Origin of the sequence: Pseudomonas sp. AP42 (genome assembly GCF_001728935.1) — a bacterium.
In the GTDB taxonomy this organism is placed as follows: domain Bacteria; phylum Pseudomonadota; class Gammaproteobacteria; order Pseudomonadales; family Pseudomonadaceae; genus Aquipseudomonas; species Aquipseudomonas lactis.
On the sequence record NZ_LYSO01000081.1, the window covers coordinates 1 to 19,376 of the forward strand.

General features: G+C 60.4%; 18 protein-coding genes. 15 read left to right on the forward strand and 3 right to left on the reverse strand.

Going from position 1 to position 19,376, the window contains the following annotated elements; translation table 11 throughout:
* The first annotated feature begins 570 nt into the window (after positions 1–570).
* The 15 genes from A7K61_RS22240 (at position 571) to A7K61_RS32730 (ending at position 17,266) form a co-directional block, all read left to right on the forward strand.
* On the forward strand, positions 571–2,193 hold the full coding sequence (locus A7K61_RS22240) for a methyl-accepting chemotaxis protein (RefSeq protein ID WP_044272237.1): 1,623 nt from the start codon (positions 571–573) through the stop codon (positions 2,191–2,193).
* Entirely contained in the window at positions 2,193–2,705 is a 513-nt protein-coding gene (locus A7K61_RS22245) for a chemotaxis protein CheW (RefSeq protein WP_003189072.1), read from the forward strand. The genes A7K61_RS22240 and A7K61_RS22245 overlap by 1 nt, the downstream gene beginning before the upstream one ends.
* Positions 2,702–3,964 carry a protein-glutamate O-methyltransferase CheR gene (locus A7K61_RS22250; RefSeq protein ID WP_069558391.1) on the forward strand — a complete coding sequence of 421 codons (1,263 nt, stop codon included), beginning with the start codon at positions 2,702–2,704 and terminating at the stop codon, positions 3,962–3,964. The genes A7K61_RS22245 and A7K61_RS22250 overlap by 4 nt, the downstream gene beginning before the upstream one ends.
* On the forward strand, positions 3,961–4,662 hold the full coding sequence (locus A7K61_RS22255) for a chemotaxis protein CheW (protein WP_044272240.1): 702 nt from the start codon (positions 3,961–3,963) through the stop codon (positions 4,660–4,662). The genes A7K61_RS22250 and A7K61_RS22255 overlap by 4 nt, the downstream gene beginning before the upstream one ends.
* Positions 4,659–6,938, forward strand: coding sequence for a hybrid sensor histidine kinase/response regulator (locus tag A7K61_RS22260; protein WP_069558392.1), 2,280 nt, complete (start codon positions 4,659–4,661; stop codon positions 6,936–6,938). Before A7K61_RS22255 ends, A7K61_RS22260 begins: the two co-directional genes overlap by 4 nt.
* A complete protein-coding gene (locus A7K61_RS22265; RefSeq protein WP_047712720.1) occupies positions 6,935–7,945 on the forward strand; it encodes a chemotaxis response regulator protein-glutamate methylesterase in 1,011 nt (336 codons plus the stop codon). Before A7K61_RS22260 ends, A7K61_RS22265 begins: the two co-directional genes overlap by 4 nt.
* Positions 7,946–7,997: 52 nt before the next feature.
* Positions 7,998–8,999: a PleD family two-component system response regulator gene (locus tag A7K61_RS22270; RefSeq protein ID WP_044272245.1), complete on the forward strand. Its 1,002-nt coding sequence runs from the start codon at positions 7,998–8,000 to the stop codon at positions 8,997–8,999.
* Positions 9,000–9,288: 289 nt separating this feature from the next.
* Positions 9,289–10,384 (forward strand): peptide chain release factor 2 gene (gene prfB, locus A7K61_RS22280; protein ID WP_096001736.1). Its coding sequence is split into 2 segments (ribosomal slippage): positions 9,289–9,360 and positions 9,362–10,384, totalling 1,095 coding nucleotides; the frame shifts between segments, so codons are not numbered across the junction.
* A gap of 79 nt (positions 10,385–10,463) precedes the next feature.
* On the forward strand, positions 10,464–11,966 hold the full coding sequence (gene lysS / locus A7K61_RS22285; RefSeq protein ID WP_003189082.1) for a lysine--tRNA ligase: 1,503 nt from the start codon (positions 10,464–10,466) through the stop codon (positions 11,964–11,966).
* A 106-nt stretch (positions 11,967–12,072) separates the two neighbouring features.
* Positions 12,073–12,789: a TetR/AcrR family transcriptional regulator gene (locus tag A7K61_RS22290; protein ID WP_078467916.1), complete on the forward strand. Its 717-nt coding sequence runs from the start codon at positions 12,073–12,075 to the stop codon at positions 12,787–12,789.
* Positions 12,790–12,841: 52 nt separating this feature from the next.
* Positions 12,842–14,119 (forward strand): flavohemoglobin expression-modulating QEGLA motif protein, encoded by a 1,278-nt coding sequence (locus A7K61_RS22295; protein WP_014717201.1) that lies wholly within the window; start codon positions 12,842–12,844, stop codon positions 14,117–14,119.
* 148 nt (positions 14,120–14,267) lie between these two features.
* Positions 14,268–15,173 (forward strand): alpha/beta hydrolase, encoded by a 906-nt coding sequence (locus A7K61_RS22300; protein WP_069558393.1) that lies wholly within the window; start codon positions 14,268–14,270, stop codon positions 15,171–15,173.
* On the forward strand, positions 15,170–15,496 hold the full coding sequence (locus A7K61_RS22305) for a hypothetical protein (RefSeq protein ID WP_069558394.1): 327 nt from the start codon (positions 15,170–15,172) through the stop codon (positions 15,494–15,496). Before A7K61_RS22300 ends, A7K61_RS22305 begins: the two co-directional genes overlap by 4 nt.
* 760 nt (positions 15,497–16,256) lie before the next feature.
* Complete coding sequence (locus A7K61_RS32725; RefSeq protein ID WP_139129539.1) at positions 16,257–16,718, forward strand: hypothetical protein; 462 nt, start codon at positions 16,257–16,259, stop codon at positions 16,716–16,718.
* A 170-nt stretch (positions 16,719–16,888) separates the two neighbouring features.
* The gene (locus A7K61_RS32730) at positions 16,889–17,266 is read left to right on the forward strand and encodes a hypothetical protein (RefSeq protein ID WP_125969614.1); all 378 of its coding nucleotides are present in this window, start codon (positions 16,889–16,891) and stop codon (positions 17,264–17,266) included.
* 73 nt (positions 17,267–17,339) lie between these two features.
* Here A7K61_RS32730 and A7K61_RS22315 read toward each other — a convergent pair whose 3' ends face one another.
* The 3 genes from A7K61_RS22315 to A7K61_RS22325 all read right to left on the reverse strand — a co-directional run bounded on the left by A7K61_RS22315 (position 17,340) and on the right by A7K61_RS22325 (position 19,235).
* Complete coding sequence (locus tag A7K61_RS22315; protein ID WP_003189093.1) at positions 17,340–18,125, reverse strand: OmpA family protein; 786 nt, start codon at positions 18,123–18,125, stop codon at positions 17,340–17,342.
* Positions 18,126–18,181: 56 nt separating this feature from the next.
* Complete coding sequence (locus tag A7K61_RS22320; RefSeq protein ID WP_003189094.1) at positions 18,182–18,607, reverse strand: DUF4398 domain-containing protein; 426 nt, start codon at positions 18,605–18,607, stop codon at positions 18,182–18,184.
* A gap of 283 nt (positions 18,608–18,890) precedes the next feature.
* Positions 18,891–19,235 (reverse strand): hypothetical protein, encoded by a 345-nt coding sequence (locus A7K61_RS22325; RefSeq protein WP_044272252.1) that lies wholly within the window; start codon positions 19,233–19,235, stop codon positions 18,891–18,893.
* Between the last annotated feature and the right edge of the window lie 141 nt (positions 19,236–19,376).

Sequence of the window (19,376 nt, forward strand, 5' to 3'; positions counted from 1 at the left end):
AAAAGTGAGCCGCTGTCAGAGCGGAACCCTAAGTAGCCGTTACCGCAGGAATGGATATGTACACAATCCAGCTGTGTTGACTGTTAGGCCGCCTTCGCAGGCAAGCCAGCTCCCACAGTTGGGTCGCGGGGAGTCAGGTAGATAGCCGTAGGCTGTTAGGCCGCCTTCGCAGGCAAGCCAGCTCCCACAGTTGGGTCGCGGGGAGTCAGGTAGATAGCCGTAGGCTGTTAGGCCGCCTTCGCAGGCAAGCCAGCTCCCACAGTTGGGTCGCGGGGCGTCAGGTAGATAACCGTAGGCTGGGAGGCCTCCTTCGCGAGCAAGCCCGCTCCCACAGTTGGATCGCGGGGTGTCTGGGATTGTGGGGGGGCAGGTGAATAGGCGTCGGCTATCAGGCCGTCACGGGAGCAAGCTCCCTCGCCACAGGTCCAGCGCCGTACCAAAATTGTGTAGATAGCTGTGGCCAACGCGAGCACATCTGCATTCTGTGCACTGCACATCAAAAGCCTTGATAAAAGCGCGCAGCCGCTCAGCTATACTCCCCTCCATTTGAACGGCCCTCGAGGAATTACTGTGAAGAACTGGACCCTGCGCCAAAGGATTTTGGCGAGCTTTGCGGTAATTATCGCGATCATGCTGCTGATGGTCGTAGTCTCGTATTCACGCCTGCTGAAAATCGAAGTCAGCGAAAACTCAGTCCGAGACGATGCAGTGCCGGGGGTGTTTTTCAGCTCGATGATTCGCAGCGCCTGGGTCGACAGCTACCTGCAAACCCAGGAACTGGTCGGTATCCACAAGAACCAGGGCATTTCCGAGGTTGACAAGCAGGACTACAAGTCTTTCGAAGCACGGCTCGAACAGCACATGGGTAGCTATGCGGCGACGATCAATATCGATCAGGATCGCACCGAGTTCGATGCCTTCGAAAAACTGCATCAGAACTACAATCGGATTCTCGCTCAGGTCCTGGAAGCACATCAGAGCAACAATTCAGCCGAAGCGCTGAGGTTGTTCAACGAGCAACTGACCCCCGCCTGGACCGCAGGCCGCATGAAGCTCAATGACATTATCAACGAGAACAAACAGGTCGCCGACAACGCCACCGCCGCCATCGATGATGCGGTAGCGGCCGCGAAGATCAGCATGGGCGTCTCGCTGCTGCTGGCAATTCTCGCCGCCGCGCTGTGCGGCCTGTTGCTGATGCGCGCGATCATGGCGCCCATGCAGCGCATCGTTCAAATCCTTGAAGTCATGCGCACCGGCGACCTGAGCAAGCGCCTGAACCTGGAGCGCAAGGACGAATTCAACGCAGTCGAAACCGGCTTCAACGACATGATGACCGAGCTGACTGCACTGGTGTCCCAGGCGCAGCGCTCATCGGTACAGGTCACTACCTCGGTCACCGAGATTGCCGCGACCTCCAAGCAGCAACAGGCAACCGCGACAGAAACCGCGGCGACGACCACCGAAATCGGCGCCACATCCCGCGAAATCGCCGCCACGTCCAAGGACTTGGTCCGCACCATGACCGAAGTGTCCACCGCCGCCGACCAGGCCTCGGTGGCAGCAGGTTCCGGCCAGCAGGGCCTGGCCCGCATGGAAGAAACCATGCACTCGGTGATGGGCGCCGCCGACCTGGTCAACGCCAAGCTGGCGATCCTCAATGAGAAGGCCGGCAACATCAACCAGGTGGTAGTGACCATCGTCAAGGTGGCCGACCAGACCAACCTGTTGTCCCTCAACGCGGCCATCGAGGCAGAGAAAGCCGGTGAATACGGGCGCGGCTTTGCCGTGGTTGCCACCGAAGTGCGTCGCCTGGCCGATCAGACCGCCGTGGCGACCTACGACATCGAACAGATGGTGCGCGAGATCCAGTCGGCGGTGTCGGCGGGGGTGATGGGCATGGACAAGTTTTCCGAGGAGGTGCGCCGTGGCATGTCTGAGGTGCAACAAGTGGGCGAGCAACTGTCGCAGATCATCCATCAGGTACAGGCCCTGGCGCCGCGGGTGTTGATGGTCAACGAAGGCATGCAGGCCCAGGCCACCGGCGCCGAGCAGATCAACCACGCGCTGGTGCAATTGGGCGATGCCAGCAGCCAGACCGTCGAATCCCTGCGCCAGGCCAGCTTTGCCATTGATGAACTGAGCCAGGTTGCGGTCGGTCTGCGCAGCGGCGTCTCGCGTTTCAAAGTCTGATGAGCGAGCTCGCGGCTAAACGCGGTGCCGTCCCGGCAGCGAAAAAGGCGTTGTTCCTGGTGTTTCGCATCGGCAACGAACGTTTTGCCCTCAAGGCCACCGAAGTGGCCGAGGTGCTGCCGCGCCTGGCGCTTAAACCCATCGCCCAAGCGCCCTTATGGGTGGCGGGTATCTTCGCCCATCGTGGGGTGCTGGTGCCGGTCATCGACTTGAGCGCGCTGACCTTCGGCACTTCGGCCCAGGCGCGCACCAGTACGCGCCTGGTGCTGGTCAATTACCAACCGCAGCCCTGGAGTGAGGCGCGTTGGCTGGGGCTGATCCTGGAACAGGCCACCGACACCCTGCGTTGCGACCCCGCCGAGTTCCAGCCCTATGGCCTGGACAACCAGCAGGCGCCGTACCTGGGGCCGGTGCGCGAGGATGCCCAAGGCTTGATGCAGTGGATTGGCGTCGCGGATCTGTTGACCGCGCCAGTGCGCGCCTTGTTGTTCTGTGCCGAGTTGAGCCTATGAGCAATGACCCGCGGTTTTTCGCGTTCTTGAAAGAACGCATCGGCCTGGACGTCGCTTCGGTGGGCGAGGCGATCATCGAACGCGCGGTGCGCCAGCGCTGCCAGTCGTCCCAGTCGCCGTCGGCGCAGGCTTACTGGCAGCACCTGCAAACCTCCCATGACGAGCAGCAAGCGCTGATCGAAGCGGTGATCGTCCCCGAGACCTGGTTTTTCCGCTATCCCGAATCCTTTGCCACCCTGGCCCGACTGGCCCAGGTGCGCCTGGCCGAGATTAACCAGATGCGCGCCCTGCGCATTCTCAGCCTGCCGTGTTCGACCGGCGAAGAGCCCTATTCGATTGCCATGGCCTTGCTCGATGCGGGTTTGGCGCCCCACCAGTTCAAAGTGCAGGGCATGGATGTCAGCCCACTGTCGGTGGAGCGCGCGCGGCGGGGCGTGTACGGCAAGAACTCGTTTCGCGGCGCCGACCTTGAGTTTCGCGACCGCCACTTCACTGAAGACGCAGGCAGTTACCACATCGCCGACCGAGTGCGCGAACAAGTGCGCCTGCAAGTCGGCAACTTGCTGGACCCGGCACTGCTGGCGAACGAGCCAACCTACGACTTTGTGTTCTGCCGCAACCTGCTGATCTACTTCGACCAGCCGACCCAGAAACAAGTGTTTGATGTGCTCAAGGCGTTGACTCACGTGGACGGCGTGCTGTTTATCGGCCCAGCCGAGGGCAGCCTGCTGGGGCGCCACGGTATGCGCTCCATCGGCGTGCCGCAGTCCTTCGCTTTCAGTCGGCATGTAGAACCGACCCCGCCGCCAGCACCTGTGGTCAAACCGACGCCCGCGCCGCTACCGCAGCGCAGGGCGGCGCCCATACCGCTCAAGCCGCGGCCGTTCAGCACGGTCAGCCCCCACGTGCCGCCGGTCAAAGGGGTGCCTACCGATGCCGGGGATTTGCTCAGCCAGATCTCAACCCTGGCCAACGAGGGCAAAAGTGCCGAGGCCCGTGCGGCCTGCGAGCGGTATTTGAGCAGCCACCCACCGGCCGCCCAGGTGTTTTATTGGCTGGGGCTGCTCAGCGATGTGGCTGGCAGTGCCCTGGAGGCCCAGGGGTATTACCGAAAAGCCCTGTATCTGGAACCGCAGCATCCCCAGGCCCTGATGCACCTGGCCGCGTTGCTCGAGTCCCAGGGCGACAGTGCCGGCGCGCGTCGTCTTCAGGCACGCGCCGCCCGTAGCGAGCGAGCTGACAGTGAGTCCAAACGATGAGTAGCCCTGACGTGCTCGACACCGCAGGCCTGGACCTGACGCTGACTGACACCCAAGCCATTGACGACTGTTGGAACCGCATCGGTATCCATGGCGACAAGTCCTGCCCGTTGTTGGCTGAGCACATCCACTGCCGCAATTGCTCGGTGTATTCCGCCGCTGCCACGCGCCTGCTTGACCGCTACGCGCTGCAACAGGACGACCATCACGCGCAGGCAACTGCCGAAGCGGATAACGAGGTGGTCACCCGTTCGCTGTTGATGTTCCGCCTCGGCGAAGAATGGCTCGGTATCGCCACCCGCTGCCTGGTGGAAGTGGCACCGTTGCAGCCGATCCACTCGCTGCCGCACCAGCGCTCCCGGGCGCTGCTGGGCGTGGCCAATGTACGCGGGGCGCTGGTGGCATGCCTGTCACTGGTGGAACTGTTGGGCCTGGACAGCACCAGTACCGGCGCCAGCGGCGGGCGGATCATGCCGCGCATGCTGATCATCGCTGCCCAGGACGGCCCGGTCGTGGTGCCGGTGGATGAAGTAGACGGCATCCACGCCATCGATGAGCGCACCCTGCAGGCCGCGTCGGTGTCCGGCACCCAGGCCAGCGCCCGCTACACCCAAGGCGTGTTGCAGTGGAAAGGCCGCAGCCTGCGTTGGCTGGACGAAGCGCAATTGTTGTCCGCCGTGACCCGGAGCCTCGCATGACCCCCGACCAGATGCGCGATGCCTCGCTGTTGGAACTGTTCAGCCTGGAAGCGGACGCGCAGACCCAGGTGTTGAGCGCGGGCCTGCTGGCGCTGGAGCGCAACCCGACCCAGGCCGACCAGCTCGAAGCCTGCATGCGCGCCGCGCATTCACTTAAAGGGGCGGCGCGGATTGTCGGCGTGGATGCCGGGGTCAGCGTGGCCCATGTAATGGAAGATTGCCTGGTCAGCGCCCAGGAGGGCCGCCTGTACCTGCAACCTGAACATATCGACGCGTTGCTGCAAGGCACCGACCTGCTGATGCGTATCGCCACCCCGGGCAACGATGTGGGGCCGGCGGATATCGAAGCGTACGTAGCGCTGATGGAGCGCTTGCTCGACCCCTCGCAGCCGATTGCCACGCCGGTGCCAAAACCCGAGCCCATCAGCGCGCCGCCGGTTGACGCGTTGCTGCTGGAGCCTGAGCTGGAGCCCGCGCCAGCGGTCAGTAGCGAAGCCCCGCGCCAGAACAAGCGCATGACCGAAGGCGGCGAGCGTGTGCTGCGGGTCACAGCCGAGCGCTTGAACAGCCTGTTGGACTTGTCCAGCAAATCCCTGGTGGAAACCCAGCGGCTCAAGCCGTACCTGGCCAGCCTGCAGCGGCTCAAGCGCATTCAGAGCAACAGCTTGCGTGCCCTCGACGCCCTGGATGGCCAGCTCAAATCCCTGGATCTGAACCTGGAAGCCCAGGAAGCCCTGGCCGATACCCGTCGCCTGCTGAGTGAAGCCCAGGCCCTGCTGGCGGAAAAAAACGCCGAGCTGGATGAGTTCGGTTGGCAGGCCGGCCAGCGTGCCCAGGTGCTCTACGACACCGCCTTGGCCTGCCGCATGCGGCCGTTTGCCGACGTGCTGGCCGGGCAGGTGCGCATGGTGCGTGACCTCGGTCGTAGCCTGGGCAAGCAGGTGCGCCTGGAGATTGAGGGCGAAAAGACCCAGGTCGACCGTGACGTACTGGAAAAGCTCGAAGCGCCGCTCACCCATTTATTGCGCAATGCGGTCGACCACGGCATCGAAACCCCTGAGCAGCGCGTGCTGGCGGGCAAGCCGGCGGAAGGCTTGATTCGCCTGCGCGCGTCCCATCAGGCCGGGCTGCTGGTGCTGGAGCTGAGCGATGACGGCAACGGTGTCGACCTCGAGCGCCTGCGCGGCACTATCGTCGACCGGCACCTGTCGCCGGTGGAAACGGCCTTGCGCCTGAGCGAAGAAGAGCTGCTCACGTTCCTGTTCCTGCCGGGGTTCAGCCTGCGCGACAAGGTCACCGAAGTGTCCGGGCGCGGTGTGGGCCTGGACGCGGTGCAGCATATGGTTCGCCAGTTGCGCGGCGCGGTGGTGCTGGAACAGACAGCAGGGCAGGGCAGCCGCTTCCATCTGGAGGTGCCGTTGACCTTGTCGGTGGTGCGCAGCCTGGTGGTAGAAGTCGGCGAAGAAGCCTATGCCTTCCCCCTGGCGCATATCGAACGCATGTGCGACCTGGCCCCCGACGACATCGTGCAGTTGGAAGGCCGCCAGCACTTCTGGCATGAGGGCCGGCACGTCGGCCTGGTTGCCGCTAGCCAGTTGCTGCAGCGCCCGCCGGGGCAGACCCCGTCAGATACCTTGAAAGTGGTGGTGATCCGCGAACGCGATGCCGTGTACGGGATTGCCGTGGAGCGTTTTATTGGCGAGCGCACCTTGGTGGTGTTGCCGCTGGATGATCGCCTGGGCAAGGTCCAGGACATTTCCGCCGGGGCCTTGCTCGATGACGGCTCGGTGGTGTTGATCGTCGACGTCGAAGACATGCTGCGCTCGGTGGATAAATTGCTCAACACCGGCCGCCTGGAGCGCATCGCCCGGCGCAGCCAGCAGGCCACCGAAGCGCCGCGCAAACGCGTGCTGGTGGTGGACGACTCACTGACGGTACGTGAGCTGCAACGCAAATTGTTACTCAACCGTGGTTATGAAGTTGCCGTTGCGGTCGATGGCATGGATGGCTGGAACGCATTGCGCTCCGAGGACTTCGACTTGCTTATCACGGATATTGATATGCCTCGCATGGACGGTATTGAATTGGTCACACTTTTGCGCCGTGACAGTCGCCTGCAATCGTTGCCGGTGATGGTGGTTTCTTACAAGGATCGTGAAGAAGACCGCCGCCGTGGCCTCGACGCCGGGGCCGACTATTATTTAGCCAAAGCCAGTTTCCATGACGACGCCTTGCTCGACGCCGTGGTTGAACTGATTGGAGGCGCCCGGGCATGAGGATTGCGATCGTCAATGACATGCCTCTGGCGGTGGAAGCCTTGCGTCGTGCCTTGAGTTACGAGCCCGCCCATGAAGTGGTGTGGGTGGCCAGCAATGGCCTGGAAGCGGTGCAACGTTGTGCCGAGCTGACCCCGGACCTGATCCTGATGGATTTGATCATGCCGGTGATGGACGGCGTGGAAGCTACCCGGCAGATCATGGCCGACACGCCATGCCCGATCGTGATCGTCACCGTCGACCGCCAGGCCAACGTCAGCCGTGTGTTCGAAGCCATGGGCCACGGCGCCCTGGATGTGGTGGACACCCCGGCACTGGGCGTGGGCAACCCCAAGGATGCGGCGGCGCCGCTGTTGCGCAAGATCCTTAATATTGGCTGGCTGATCGGCCAGCGTGGTACCCGAGTGCGTGCCGAAACCCCGCCGCAGCGGGTCACCGGCAAGCGTCAACGGCTGGTCGCCATTGGATCTTCGGCCGGTGGGCCGGCGGCCCTGGAAGCCCTGCTCAAGGGCTTGCCCCGGGATTTTCCCGCCGCCATCGTGCTGGTGCAGCACGTGGACCAGGTGTTTGCCGCCGGCATGGCCGAGTGGTTGAGCAGCGCTTCAGGTCTGCCGGTGCGCCTGGCCTGTGAAGGCGAGCCGCCTCAACCCGGCGTGGTATTGCTGGCCGGCACCAACCATCATATTCGCTTGTTGAAAAATGGCACGCTAGCCTATACCGCAGAGCCGGTGAACGAGATTTACCGGCCGTCGATCGACGTGTTTTTCGAAAGCGTCGCCAGCCACTGGAACGGTGACGCCGTCGGCGTCTTGCTCACCGGCATGGGGCGCGACGGCGCCCAAGGCCTCAAGCTGATGCGCGAACAAGGATATTTGACCATCGCCCAGGACCAACAGAGCTCGGCGGTGTATGGCATGCCCAAAGCGGCGGCGGCGATTGACGCTGCTGTTGAAATTCGCCCACTGGATAGAATTGCGCCCCGATTGCTGGAGGTCTTTGCAAAATGAACAAAAATCTCCCGCCGTGCTGGCTTGCAGGTAGTAATTCAGGTGACTGCACATGAATGATTTACAGCTCGACGACTTCAAGACCGACGAAAACGCCGCCATGGTGTTGCTGGTCGACGACCAGGCCATGATCGGTGAAGCCGTGCGGCGTGGCCTGGCCCATGAAGAGAACATCGACTTCCACTTTTGTGCCGACCCGCACCAGGCCATTGCCCAGGCGATCCGCATCAAGCCCACGGTGATCCTGCAAGACCTGGTGATGCCGGGCCTGGACGGCCTGACCCTGGTGCGTGAATACCGCAATCACCCGGCCACCGCGAATATCCCCATCATCGTGCTGTCCACCAAGGAAGACCCGCTGATCAAGAGCGCGGCCTTTGCGGCCGGGGCCAACGATTACCTGGTCAAGCTGCCGGACAACATCGAGTTGGTGGCGCGCATCCGCTATCACTCGCGCTCCTACATGACCCTGTTGCAGCGCGACGCGGCCTACCGCGCGTTGCGCGTCAGCCAGCAACAGTTGTTGGACACCAACCTGGTGCTGCAACGTCTGATGAACTCCGACGGCCTGACCGGGCTCTCCAACCGCCGCCACTTCGACGAATACCTGGAGCTGGAATGGCGCCGCGCCATGCGCGACCAGACCCAACTGTCGCTGCTGATGATCGACGTGGACTTCTTCAAGACCTTCAACGACAGCTTCGGCCACGTCGAGGGCGACGAAGCCTTGCGCAAAGTCGCCAACACCATCCGTGAAGCCAGCAGCCGCCCTTCGGATTTGCCGGCGCGCTACGGCGGCGAAGAGTTCGCGCTGGTCCTGCCCAGCACCTCGCCGGGCGGCGCACGCCTGGTCGCGGAAAAACTACGCATGGCGGTGGCGGCGTTGAAAATCCCGCACATCGCCCCGGCGGAAGGTGCCAGCCTGACCATCAGTATTGGGCTGTCGACGTTGACGCCGGCTCAGGGCACGGACTGTCGGCAGTTGATCATGGCGGCGGACAAGGGCTTGTACACGGCCAAGAACAATGGGCGTAATCAGGTGGGCATCGAGTAATCCCCAGCGCCGCCCAACCCCCAATGTGGAAGGGGCAAGCCTTAATGCCCGTCAGTTAAGCGCAGATCCCCTGTGGGAGCGGGCTTGCTCGCGAATGCGGTGGGTCAGTCAACGCATTTAGTGACTGGTATCGCGCTTTCGCGAGCAAGCCCGCTCCCACATTTCAATCTTCATCGGTCTTGGGATCGTGTACAAACCCCCGCCTTTTCGGCCAAGCGGGCTGCCGTTTCCAGCCGTTTGCCGTTATACTCGCCGGCTTTCAAAAGTTCGCCAACGAGTGCTGCCCGCCATGGAAATCAACCCGATCCTTAACACCATCAAGGACCTGTCCGAGCGCTCCGAAACTATTCGGGGGTATCTTTGACTACGATCAAAAGCATGAGCGTCTGACCGAGGTCAATCGCGAGCTTGAAGATCCGAGTGTCTGGAACAAACCTGAATACGCCCAGGAACTGGGGCGCGAGCGCGCTGCGCTGGCACAGATCGTCGATACCCTCGACGAACTGAACACCGGCCTGGGTGATTGCCGCGACCTGCTGGACATGGCCGTCGAAGAAAACGACGAAGGCGCAGTGGGCGATGTCGTCGCCGAGCTGGCCCGTCTCGAGGAAAACCTCGCCAAGCTTGAATTCCGCCGCATGTTCAGCCATGAAATGGACCCGAACAACGCCTACCTGGATATCCAGGCCGGTTCCGGCGGCACCGAGGCCCAGGACTGGGCCAACATCCTGCTGCGCATGTACCTGCGCTGGGCCGACAAACGCGGTTTCGACGCGACCATCATGGAACTGTCCGCCGGTGAAGTGGCCGGTATCAAGGGCGCGACCGTGCACATCAAGGGCGAATACGCCTTTGGCTGGCTGCGCACCGAGATCGGCGTGCACCGCCTGGTGCGCAAGAGCCCGTTCGACTCCGGCAACCGTCGCCACACCTCATTCTCTGCGGTGTTCGTCTCGCCAGAGATCGACGACAAGGTGGAAATCGAGATCAACCCGGCCGACCTGCGAATCGACACCTACCGTTCCTCCGGTGCCGGTGGCCAGCACGTAAACACCACTGACTCGGCCGTACGTATTACCCACGTACCGACCAACACCGTGGTCAGCTGCCAGAACGAACGTTCCCAGCACGCCAACAAGGACACCGCCATGAAAATGCTGCGGGCCAAGTTGTACGAGCAGGAAATGCAGAAGCGCAACGCCGCTTCCCAGGCGCTGGAAGACACCAAGTCGGATATCGGCTGGGGTCACCAGATCCGTTCGTACGTGCTCGATGCCTCGCGGATCAAGGATCTGCGCACTAACATCGAACGCAGCGACTGCGACAAGGTACTCGACGGTGATATCGACGAATACCTGGAAGCCAGCCTGAAATCCGGCCTCTAACACCCTCTGTGGGAGCGGGCTTGCCCGCGATCCCCCGCCGAAGGCTGGGGACAACGAACCTGATGGAATATTTAAAGACATGAGCGACCAACAACTCGACCCGCAAGCCCTGCAACAGGAAGAAAACTCCCTGATCGCCCTGCGCAAGGAAAAGCTTGCTGCCGAGCGCGCCAAGGGTAACGCCTTCCCCAACGACTTCCGCCGCGACAACTACTGCGATGCCTTGCAGAAGCAATACGCGGACAAGACCAAGGAAGAACTGGCAGAGGCTGCGATCCCGGTCAAGGTGGCAGGTCGCATCATGCTCAACCGTGGCTCGTTCATGGTGATCCAGGACATGACCGGTCGCATCCAGGTCTACGTCAACCGCAAGACCCTGTCCGAAGAAACCCTGGCCTCGGTGAAGACCTGGGACATGGGCGACATCATCGCCGCCGAAGGCACCCTGGCCCGTTCCGGCAAGGGCGACCTGTACGTCGAGATGACCAACGTGCGCCTGCTGACCAAGTCCCTGCGCCCGCTGCCAGACAAGCACCACGGCCTGACCGACACCGAACAGCGCTATCGCCAGCGCTACGTTGACCTGATCGTCAACGAAGACGTGCGCCAGACCTTCCGCGTGCGCTCGCAAGTCATTGCCCACATCCGCAGCTTCCTGATGCAGCGTGACTTTCTGGAAGTCGAAACCCCGATGCTGCAGACCATCCCGGGTGGTGCCGCAGCCAAGCCGTTCGAAACCCACCACAACGCGCTGGACATGGAAATGTTCCTGCGTATCGCGCCGGAGCTGTACCTCAAGCGCCTGGTGGTTGGCGGCTTCGAGAAAGTGTTCGAGATCAACCGCAACTTCCGCAACGAAGGCGTCTCGACCCGTCACAACCCAGAATTCACCATGTTGGAGTTCTACCAGGCCTACGCCGACTACGAAGACAACATGGACCTGACCGAAGAGCTGTTCCGCGAGCTGGCACAGCTGGTGCTGGGCAGCACCGACGTGCCGTACGGCGACAAGGTGTTCCACTTCGGCGAGCCATTCGTGCGCCTGTCGGTGTTCGACTCGATCCTCAAGTACAACCCCGAGCTGACCGCTGACGACCTCAACGACATCGACAAGGCCCGTGCCATTGCCAAGAAAGCCGGCGCCAAGGTGCTGGGCTTCGAAGGCCTGGGCAAGCTGCAGGTGATGATTTTCGAAGAGCTGGTGGAGCACAAGCTGGAACAGCCGCACTTCATCACCCAGTACCCGTTCGAAGTGTCGCCACTGGCCCGTCGCAACGACGACAACCCGAACGTCACCGACCGTTTCGAGCTGTTCATCGGTGGCCGCGAAATCGCCAACGCCTATTCCGAGCTTAACGACGCGGAAGACCAGGCCGAGCGTTTCATGGCCCAGGTGGCCGACAAGGACGCCGGTGACGACGAAGCCATGCACTACGATGCCGACTTCGTACGGGCCCTGGAATACGGCATGCCGCCCACTGCCGGTGAAGGCATCGGCATCGACCGTCTGGTGATGTTGTTGACCAACTCGCCGTCGATCCGCGATGTGATCCTGTTCCCGCACATGCGGCCACAAGCGTAACCGTAGCGAAATCCGAAGCCGCCTTTTATAAGGCGGCTTTTTTATGTGGCCTGTACGAGTGTCAAGCAAACAGCGCCAGGTTTTGTTCTATTCAAGGATGTGTGTGGTGAACCGCGTAATGGCTCAAGAAGGTGCCGCCGGCATTGCTGCTGCCGTGGCTGAAAGCGTTCAGTACCAGGGCCGCAAGGCCAGTCGGCGGGGCAGCGAGCAACGCCGGCAAGACATTCTCGATGCGGCCATGCGTATCGTCGTGCGCGATGGCGTGCGGGCCGTGCGTCACCGGGCAGTGGCGGCAGAGGCGGGGGTACCGCTGTCGGCCACCACCTATTACTTCAAAGACATCGACGACCTGCTCACCGACACCTTCGCCCAGTACGTGGAACGCAGCGCCGCATTCATGGGCAAGCTGTGGGTACGTAACGAGGGCCTGTTACGCGAAATGGTCGCCTATGGCGACGGCAGCCCGGAGTCGCGCTCGCAACTGGCCGATGACATCGCACGCCTGACCGCCGACTATGTGCTGCGCCAACTGACCAACCGGCGCGAATACCTGATGGCCGAACAGGCCTTTCGCCAGGAAGCCCTGCTCAACCCACGCCTGGCCGAACTGGTACGCTCCCATCAACAGATCCTGTTGCAAGGCACCGGGCAGTTTTTCCAGGTATTGGGTTCCCGTGAGCCGCAGCAGGATGCCAAGGTGTTGACGGCTATCATCAGTCGGATGGAATATCAGGGCCTGTTGGGCGGCGCAGAGCCTCTGACCGGGGAAGAGATGCTTGAAATCCTCAAGCGCTACATGCACCTGGTATTGGCCTCGGTCTGACAGCGTTCGATGAAAGCCTGATACCGTTCAACGTTTAAAGAGGAAGCACCGGGTGGACGATTACCAGCAGACGATACGCACCTTGTCCGATCGCATTGTGCTGGCGCAAACACCGATCCGCGTTCTCGATGCGGTGAAATGGGACGAGAACATTCGCCAGGGATTCCTCAAGGCCAAAGGCAAGGCGATGCCTGCCGTAGACCGTGATTACTACCTGAACCGGCCGCTGTCGTTCGATTCCAGTGCGGTGAAGCTGGAGTTCCAGAACATCGAGCGCGACATCACCCGTCGCCTTGGTCAATTCAGTCCGGTGGGGCAGATCATGCGGCGCATGTGCCGCGAATACCGCATGGTGGTGCGCATGCTTGAAGCGCGCGGCACCGAGGACTTCGGCCTGATTTCCCAGGAGCTGTACGGCGCCGCCTCCGATGCGTTCCACGCCGGCGACCCGACCCTGGCCGACCTTGGCCTGATGCTCTCCGACTACCTGAACAACATCGACGGTCGGGGTGACCTCAAGGACGAAGCCAAGACCCTCACCGCCAAAGATGCGGTCAGCCTGCTGCAAACCCGCCTGAACAAGGTGTTTGGCGAGGCGGAAGAAACCATCCGGGTATTCGAGTCCGACGGCATCGTCGCCGATGCGGCGGCGGGCGCCGACTATATCAAGATCCGCGCCGACGCGATGTTCAACGACCGCGACGTGCGCGCCCTCGAAGTGCATGAAGGCCTGGTGCATGTGGGCACCACCCTCAACGGCCAGAACCAGCCGATCTGCACGTTCCTGTCCAAGGGCCCGCCGTCGTCCACCGTTACCCAGGAAGGCCTGGCGATCCTGATGGAAATCATCACGTTTGCCTCCTACCCCAGCCGCTTGCGCAAACTCACCAACCGGACACGCGCCATCCATATGGTGGAGGAGGGGGCCGACTTCCTGCAGGTGTTCGAGTTCTTCCGCGAGCAAGGCTTTGAAATGGCCGAAAGCTATGGGAATGCCAGCCGGGTTTTCCGTGGTTCGGTGCCCACCGGTCTGCCATTTACCAAGGATTTGTCCTACCTCAAGGGCTTTATCATGGTCTACAACTACATTCAGCTCGCCGTACGCAAAGGCAAGCTGGAACAGGTGCCGCTGCTGTTCTGCGGCAAGACCACCCTTGAAGACATGCGTACCCTGCGCCAATTGGTCGACGAAGGCCTGGTGGTGCCGCCCAAGTATTTGCCGGAGCAGTTTCGCGACATGAACGCGCTGGCGGCCTGGATGTGCTTCTCCAACTTCCTCAACCACTTGAGCCTGGACCGGATCGAGGCGGATTACTCCAATATCCTCTGACCACCGCAATCCTATTTGTAGGAGCGAGCTTGCTCGCGAAGAACGCTCAGGCACCAAGTTTCTTCAGCATTAGTGCGTTATCGTTGACGATTTTCGCGAGCAAGCTCGCTCCTACAGTGGGGCGTCAATCACCATGAGGCTTCAACGGATGAGAATCCTCGGCATTTTATGCCTGCTACTCACATTGAACGGTTGCAGCTCCTTGCTGTTCTACCCCGAGCCCGGCCTGCCGTTCACCCCGGAAAAAGCCAACCTGCAATACCGCGACGTCACGCTCACCACCGCAGACGGGGTGAAGCTGCACGCCTGGTGGCTGCCGGCCAAAGCCGGTGTACCGCTCAAGGGCACCGTCCTGCATTTGCACGGCAACGGCGGTAACCTCGCCTGGCACCTGGGAGGAAGTTGGTGGTTGCCGGAACAGGGCTATCAAGTACTGTTGCTGGACTATCGTGGTTATGGGCTGTCGGAAGGCAAGCCATCGCTGCCGGCGATCTACCAGGATATCGACGCCGCCTTCGGCTGGATCGACAAGGCGCCTGAAACCCAGGGTCAACCGCTGATTATTCTCGGGCAAAGCCTGGGCGGTGCACTGGCGGTGCATTACCTGGCCGCCCACCCGGAGCGTCAAACCCAACTCAAAGCGCTGGTACTGGACGGCGTGCCAGCCAGTTATCGTGACGTAGGACAATTCGCCTTGAGCACTTCCTGGTTAACCTGGCCGTTGCAGGTGCCGCTGTCGTGGCTGGTGCCCGACGCCGACAGTGCGATCAATGCCATGCCCCGCGTGACCGGCGTGCCCAAGCTGCTGTTCCACAGCCTGGATGATCCCATCGTGCCGGTGGCCAATGGCATCCGCCTGTATCAGGCCGCACCGCCGCCCAGGGTGTTGCAACTGACCCGTGGCGGCCATGTGCAGACCTTTGCCGACAAAACCTGGCAGACCGTGATGCTGCGTTACCTGGACGACCCGCGGCACTTCAACGGCTTGCGCCGCCTGGGCGAAATTCCGAATTACCCTATTCCTAAAGTTGAGTCATCAGAGAGCCCGCAATGAGTGAAGAACGCAACATGATCCCGCTGATTCTCACCGGTATCGGCACCATCATCGGTACCGTTGGCTGCCTGTGGTACTACGGCTACCTGCACTTCGCCAAGCCGGAAGATGCGTTGCTGCTCAGCGACTTCACCATGCTCAAGACCGTGCCGGGTGAGGATTACAAGGTCTCCCTGACCCCGGCGGCGCAAGTGGCGCAGTGCGTTGACGGCGTGGTGGTGATGTTTGATACCGAACAGAAAGGCTTGAGCGGCGTGCTGGTGAACAATAAGAAGCAGGCCGTGCGTTGCATGGGCCAGGAAACCCCGCAGTTGCAACAGTGAGCCTGTCATACCGTTGAGTTTCCCGGTTCGGGTGGCTCCGGTGGTTCCCAGGGGGCTGGAGGCGCTCAAGGCTCCGGTGGCTCCCAAGGCGCTGGCGGGGATGAACGTCTCGAAAAACTGCAGAAGCTGCTGGCAGAAAAACAGGCGGCCCAAGGTGCACAAGGCGGTGAAGGTGGCGCATCGGGCCAAGGCTCGATCAACTACTGATCGGCATCCCTCCCAGAGCCCGCCTTTTAGCGGCGTTTTTTCATATCAGCGGCCCTACAGACATCATCGACGTGCCAGGATCTCGTAACGAAATTGTTTGGAACCCAATTGCGTCTGATGCCACAAAGAGCGATGTAATTACGCGAAGTGGGGGCGGGAAGGCAGTGATAAGAATTGATGCGATATGCAATATGCTGGCTATGGTCAGGGCGCATCAGGCGTTGGAGCGGGCGGATGCGCAAGAACAGGCGCGTAATCAGTTGGCAGGTTGCTCAACTGATTCCTCCCCTCATAACAAAAAGATAACGCCGCCGGATGAAGATACTGATCGCAAGATCAAGTTTCCCTAGTCAAAAAAACCACCGTTTCCGGTGGTTTTTTTTTTCGTTTCAATTTTATCCATCAACGATAGGCGACCTGCTTGGGATACCAACAGGCGAGCCCCTACTTGTTATCAGGATTATACCGTTGGGAACTGATAGAAGTAGGCGACCACTCTATAGCTGCCAGGAGTTTAAACCTGGACGTGTGGGAAATCATTTGGAGTCAAGGAATGAGGTTAGATTCATTTGTCAATACAGCGCTCGTGAATACCATGGGGGTCATGTCCAATACATGGAACGCTGTCACGGGGCAGCGTATGGGTTGGCGATACCCTCAAGTGGGTAAAACCTATAACTACAATAGCTATCAATCGAGTCGGCGTCCAAACTATGCCGGTACTCAACCTTTGAATCGTGGAACCGTTCGCTACATGGGGCCGCCACCCCGTACTCAGGCGTCGACTTCGCAGCCGCCTACGATCAACTACGTGACCTATGTATTCAATACTAATTATGTGACGGTCGGTGGCGTCAAGTCGGCGCAAGTGGGTGTGCATATCAATAACGGTCATCACAGCATGAATGACGGTAACTTCGGAAATTACGGCAATAACGGCAATAGCGGAAGCCACAGTGGTTATTCCAATCACGGCAGTAACGGCATTCGCCATGCTCGGCGCCTTCAAGGTTGAAACAAGCAATGCGACTGCGTCGCCGCGCATATTTTGACGTGGTTTTTAGAGTCTTCGTAGTGGAACTGCTCGCAGCGATTCCCCACTTAAAGGGGCGACACACCAAGCAGCACGCAGCTTAGGTGTCGTACATCCACACACTCTTATTTCAGTTTGACAGGGAAGATAAAATGACTCATCTATTTGGTTCGCGACCTGCACAGTATGTTGCTTGGCATCCACGTTATGCTGAAGAGCAACCTCGCCATGCCACACCAGGTCAGCGAGTGTGGGGCAGTGGCGGCAGTCATGGCAATAACGGCAATTATGGTAACTATGGCAATAACGGTAATAGCGGCCGGTGCAGTCACTATGAAAATCATGGGCATAACGGCAATGACATGATGGGGGCGCCGGGTAACTACCGTCACTTTGAAGGCTATAGTAATCACGGCAGTTACGGTAACTATGGTAACTACGGAAATAACGGCAACTCGGGCGATTCCAGCCGTTACATCAACTCTGGCCAGAACGGCAACCGCAGCAGCGTCGGATACTTCAATGACTAAAGCTTGAATGCGCTTTCATGAGCGGCAACGAAAAAGCCCCGCCTAAAGGCGGGGCTTTTTACCAGGCTATTGATCAGTTAGCGACGGAAGACCGTGGCTTGACCGGCTGGTTGTCGTTGGAGATGGTCACTTCAACGCGACGGTTCATGGCGCGGCCGGAAACGCTGCCGTTATCGGCAACCGGGTATTCCTTGCCATAACCCTGGGTCACGATGCGCGAGATATCCACGCCTTGCTGAGCCAGTGCACGTTGAACGGAAGCGGCACGACGCTCCGACAGGCTCTGGTTGTACGAGTCGGAACCGGTGCTGTCGGTGTAGCCTTCGACGATCACTTTACGGTCTGGGTTATCGCGCAGGAACTGGGCCAGCTTGGTGATGTTCACCAGGCCGCTGGATTTCAGGTCGGACTTGTTGGTGGCGAACAGCACGTCACCGAAAGTCACCAGGGTACCGCGATCGGTTTGCTTGGCGTTCAAGCTGTTTTGCAGTTGCTTGATTTGCGCATCACGGGCGTCCAGCAGGGCGCGGGCACGTTCGTCACCGGCGTTTTTCAGCTTGGCTTCGGATTCGCGCAGGACGATGGTGTCCTTAGCCACTTCAACGCGCTGGTTGGTCAGGTAGGCCAGTTGGTCGACTTTCTTCTCGTCTTCCTTGTCGCGGTAGGCCTTGTCAGCCTTGTCCAGCCAGTCGCTGGCGTCTTTGGTTTCCAGCGCGGCCAGCTTGGTGGCTTGCGGGTTGGTTTGCAGGGACGAGAAATTGGTCCGCGCATTTTCCAGGTTCGCGTTCGGCGGGGTGGAGCAGGCCGCCAAGGCAACGCTCATCGCCAGCAGGGCAGGGATCATCAATTGTTTACGCATAGTCGTGTCGTCCTTTCAATTCGATATCAGGTGCGATGCAGTCAAGAGGCTGCGGCTTACTTCTGCATGATTGCAGCTGGGCGCATGCCTTCTTTACGCAGTTCGTCAACAGCCTTCTGGGAGTCCTTCACAGCCTGTTGAGCCTTGGCAGCCTGGGCTTTACGCTCAGCGACGCGGGCATCCCACTCGGCTTGTTCAGCCAGTTGGCGAGCCTTGTCGTAGTTCTTGTCGTGCATGGCAATCTCAGCTTCTTTGAGCTTGTCCTGGGCCGACTTCATTTCCACCGCAGCGTACTCGGTGCCGCCGGCGCTGACTGCGCTGTTGACGGCCGATTGGGTCACGGCGTACTGCTCGGTTGGAGGGTTGCCGGCGCAGCCAGCCAGAACGAAGCTGGTGCCGATTGCCAGCGCGGCCAATTTGAGCCCGCGCAGATGGTTAAACGAGGATTTGGCAGTGCTGGTGTTCATCGTCTTCAACTCCATTGGATAACTCCTGAAAAACATCAAAATCCATCGGGGCGTATCGATTTCGGGCCCGTCGATAAAGCACATGGCGTCCGTTCAAACGACCGTTCCACACGTGATGGCTACTGGCTGTGACCGGAGGCTTTTTTCAAAAGTTCAGCGGATATGGCGATTTGCCTAAAAAAATATCTGACTGACTGGTCAGTGTTTAAAAAATGGAACTTTCGCGGCGCACGGCGGTACTTCCGGGCCTGTAAAAGGCCCGGAATACGGGGGTTTAATTGACGTCAATAAATGTTTATCAGTGCTTTTGTTCGTCAGTAACGGCCGACAAATCGTGCAAGTGGCGACGGGATAACGTGAGAAAACGTGGCGTGGGGCCGACGTCTTCATACAGGGGGTCACCCTCTTCATCGGTGGCAATCACCTGCTGGCCCTGGATGTAAGGAAAGCTGGCTTCCAGCTCTTCAAGGGCGGCGCCGATCAGCTCGCCGAGCAGTTCTTCGACGTGGCGCTTGGGGTACATCTCGGCAATGGCCGCCAGCCGGGCGGCGGCTTCCACATCCAGATGAATCGCGTATTCAGTTTTCGTCAGGCGGCCCTTGGCGGTTTCTTCCCAATGCTGGGCCAGTTCTCGAATTTTCATGGCGACCTCAATAAAGCCCGCAATCGCAGGCGGTGATGAGTGACCAGCCGCCTGCGTGAATAACGCGGCGACTCATCGTTGAGACTAGCTGCAAGCGCCAAGGTTTAAAGTCGTTTGCGTTCGGCCTTGTCAGAAACCGAC